Genomic DNA, 3,949 nt, shown 5'->3' with positions numbered 1-3,949 from the left:
TGGCGGTGAGCGCTACGGAGACCGGTGGGGATGCGTTGGCGGCCTCGTTGTCCTGAACGCTCACGGATCCCTCACAGGTGAGTTGGCAAACACAACTGATGTGTTGGAGGGTACGGTACCGGCGGTCGGCGTGAGAAGCGACCCCAGGAAGGCTCGGCCCGACGTACGGAGCCAGGAAAACAAAAACAGCCGCTCACTGTCATGGTCATCTGGTCCTGGACGCCTCCGCGTCGAGGAACTGGTTGGCCTGGAGAGTGAACAGCTCGCGGTAAATGCCGGACCGGGTCATCAGCCCGGCGTGCGTACCCTCGTCGACCACCAGGCCGTCGTCGAGGACGTAGATGCGATCGGCGGTGCGGACGCTGGCGAGCCGGTGGGTGATCAGTAGAACCGTCCGCTCCCGTGCCAGCTCGCGAATCAGGTTGAACAAAGCCTGCTCGGCACGGGCGTCGAGGGCCGCGGAGGGCTCGTCCGCAATGAGGAATGGCGCATCCCGATAGACCGCCCGCGCGCAGGCGATCCGCTGCCACTGGCCGCCGGACAGGTCGTGCCCGGCGTTGTACTGGCGCGCCAGGGACGTATCGTAACCATATGGTAACTTTCCGATCACTTCGGCTGCGCCGGTCGCCTCCGCGGGGGGGATGACGCTGTCCGGCCCGTCCGTGGCCAGGCGCCCGATCCGGCCGACGGCTATGTTGAGCCGGGCCGACATCGGCCACTGTGTGTAGCTTTGCGGGATCAAACCGATATTCGACCGGACGCTGTCCGGGTCGACCTCGGCGAGAACGGTGTCATCCCAGCTCACTGTGCCGGAGTCCGGCTCGTACAGGCCTGCGAGGATCTTCGCGAGCGTGGATTTGCCGCTGCCGTTGGCGCCTACGAATGCGACGACCTCGCCCTTGCGCAGCTCCACCGTGACCCCGCGCAGCGCCGGGGTGTCGGTACGGGGGTATGCGTAGGTGACGTTGTCGGCTCTGATCACTGTTGGGTTGGCCGGCGCCAGGCGTGCCCGGGGCCGGGGCACCCGGCGGGTCGCCTCCGCGATCCAGCTCCGGTACTCGCCGAAGTAGAGGAAGTTCTCATAGGCGCTGTTGAGGCTGTTCAAAGCCGAGGACAGGGCGCCCCGGCCGTTACGGATCGCCAACACCGCCGTGCCCGCGGCGGCGAGCGGCATGATGCCCGTGTTGAGCAGCACGATCAGCGTCCCGTAGACAGCGCCCAGCGCGAGCCCTGACACGGCCTCGCCGGTCAGCCGGTACACCGCTTGCCCGCGGCCGACGCGCACCTGCTCGGCCTCGTGCTCGCGGGCCAGGGCGGTGTACTCGTCGAGCAGGAACCGGCCGAGACCGAACGATCGGATCTCCGCGGCGCAGCCGCGTTCCGTCATGTGGTGCCGCAACATGTACTGGCGCCTGACCGGGCGGATGTGACCCAGCCAGGACGCGTGCGCGAGCCTGGCGGAACGTACCGACGCCCAGCCGTCCGGCACGATCGAGATCACCAGCAGCGGTAACAGGACGGGGTGCAGCACGCCGAGGACGCTGCCGGCGGCAGCGATCTGCACCCCCGAGGTAAGCACGTCGACCGTGTTGTCGACAAGTTGACGCCCGCTCGCGGCACCCCGCTCCGCGGCATCGAGATCGTCGACGAACCCGGGGTCGTCAAAGGCCATCACGGAGGTACGGGTGGCCAGCTCGAGCAGCCGGATGAGCGAGACACGGTCGACCCGGGGACCGAAGCGGGTCCGCAGGAAATTGTTGACCATCGACAGTCCGGTCCGGACAATCCCAGCGCCGACGACGAGCGCGAGCGCGGGCAATGCCGCCATCAGCCGCCGCGGGGTCGGCCCCTCCCTGAGCAACGCGCCGAGCGCGCCGGCCACCGCAAGCAGCCCACCAGCCTCCACAATCCCGGACAGCACCCGCAGGGTGACCATGGTGATCAACCCAGCCCGGTCGGACTCCCAGGCCAGCGACCAGGCGAGTCGGAACAGCCCCGGCAGCCGCTTGGCCATGATGAGAAAACCGGTCTGTGCCAGCGTCCGGTCGTGCTTCGACCACGGCCGGGAGGTGGCTTCGTCCTCCCGGCCATAGGTCAGGACGGGGTCGCGTGCCAGCGGCGGGCTGCCGGCAGGTTCCGGGGCTGGTGCGTTCGGCGAGGTGGGCGTACGTGCGGACACGGGCTCTTCCAGGGACGGTGGCGTGTCTCGCTGGGGCAGAACAGGACTGCTGTCGGCAAGGTCTCGATCCACAGTTCCAGCCTCGATGACAGCGAGGGCACGCGTCCCGCCTTCAAAAGATCGATCTTTGTCATCCGTGGTCTCGCGCCGTGGTCTTGTGCCCGAACAAGCCGCACCGCCACGGCGGTCGTGCACGACCGCCGTGGCGGCTCCATGGCCTGTGCCCTACGGATCTCGCCAAAAGAGTTAAGAAGCTCCGGCAATAGGACTGTCCTGTTTCGCGCCGCCCGGTCGGCGGCTCGCGTGCCTCAGCCCCGCGACGCCGCGACGGCGTTGGTTACCTCGCGGTGGATGGGTGTGCCGGACGGCGGCAGCCCAGCCATCGTCATACAGGCTCGGCCCAGGATACGCGAATATCGCTGTCGTTCGCATGCGGTTATCCAGCCTCAGCTGCTATCTCGATTACTTCGAGAATTACTTCGAGATTCGCTGGACCGCGGCGGAGCCGTCCGGTGCGGGGCTCTTCGCGGGGACTGGCCTGTCAGCCACTCCGTCGTGCGCCGACTGGTTGTGCGCTGACTGGTTGTATGACGACCTGGCGGGCCTCGGCCCGGCCCGGGCACCGCTGCTCCCTACCGCCTCCCAGCAGGTGAAGCTTCTTCCGGCACGGAACAGAAGGAGCCGAACGGCCTGCGGTCGGCTGCCATCTGGCTCTGCCGCGCGGACATTTTCCTCTTTTAAAGAAATTGTGTCCGCGGTTCAGTGAACCTGTTGGCTGTGTACCAGCGCAACCTCGGGCAACAAACATGGTCGATGGCCTCCGGTTGGCCCCTCCTGCGAAAGCGAGACCTCTGGTGAGTATCTACGACGCTATCGGCGGCGCAACGGCCGTGCAGGCCACGGTCGACGAGTTCTACGTCCGGGTGATGGCCGATCCCAGTCTTGCCCCCTTCTTTGCCAATCGGGACCTGACTCGCGTCAAGGCGCATCAGCGGGCGTTCATCGCCGCGGCGATCGGTGGTCCCGAGATCTACCAGGGGCGGGACATGGCTGCGGTACACGCCGTGTTCGGCGCCACCAACGCACACTTCGACGCGGTGGTGGATCATCTGGTTGCGGCATTGAAAAGCCTCGGCGTCCCGGCGGAAACCACCAGCCAGATCGGAGCCGCCCTTGCCCCGCTGCGTTCCGAGATTGTCTCGGTATCATCGTAGCAACTCATGTCATAAATGACACCGCCGGAGTGATATGGCGGGCCTTGTCAGCGCAGCCTGCGCCGTGCGGCTCATTGCGGAATAAGAGCGCCTGGCAATAGGAGTGTGGATCAAGGAGCGGGGCTGGGGTGCGTGCATCGCGAGACCGACGAGCCGGGGTACCCGTGCATCGCGCGGCGATGGATGGGGAGTGATGACGTGAGGTGCGCGCCCCAACCCCGCGCTGCCCCAACCCCGCGCTGCCGCGTTCCCTGTTGTTGATCGCTACAGGGTAGCGGTTCTGGGTGCCGGCGGTGATCGCGGTAGACAAGCCAGCGGGGATGCCAGTCGCACCCCCATCCGCCGGGAAGGGCTCAAGGTCAGGCGCCGACCGGCGCGGCTCCGAGGAGATTCAAGATCATTTATTGCCCGCCGGCCTGACGGGACCCTTGCGTCAGCAACGGTGCGAGCCGTGTAGAGTCTGTTTCGTTGCAGGTCCGACAGGGCATGCACGTCCGGGTGGCGGAATGGCAGACGCGCTAGCTTGAGGTGCTAGTGCCCTCTAAGGGCGTGGGGG

At 66.8% G+C, this 3,949-nt stretch carries 2 protein-coding genes; one reads left to right on the top strand and one right to left on the bottom strand.

What is annotated here, in order from left to right:
* Positions 1 to 205: 205 nt before the first annotated feature.
* Positions 206 to 2,179, bottom strand: coding sequence for an ABC transporter ATP-binding protein (locus tag MJ783_RS19200; RefSeq protein WP_239312289.1), 1,974 nt, complete (start codon positions 2,177 to 2,179; stop codon positions 206 to 208).
* Between the two features lie 854 nt (positions 2,180 to 3,033).
* Between MJ783_RS19200 and MJ783_RS19195 the strand changes: the two genes are divergently transcribed.
* Positions 3,034 to 3,393 carry a group 1 truncated hemoglobin gene (locus MJ783_RS19195; protein WP_239312287.1) on the top strand — a complete coding sequence of 120 codons (360 nt, stop codon included), beginning with the start codon at positions 3,034 to 3,036 and terminating at the stop codon, positions 3,391 to 3,393.
* Positions 3,394 to 3,949: the final 556 nt, after the last annotated feature.

The sequence above is a fragment of the Protofrankia sp. Cj3 genome, assembly GCF_917627355.1.
In the GTDB taxonomy this organism is placed as follows: Bacteria; Actinomycetota; Actinomycetes; order Frankiales; family Frankiaceae; genus Protofrankia.
Note: the sequence above shows the minus strand (reverse complement) of the source record. Positions and strands in the feature narration are given on the sequence as shown.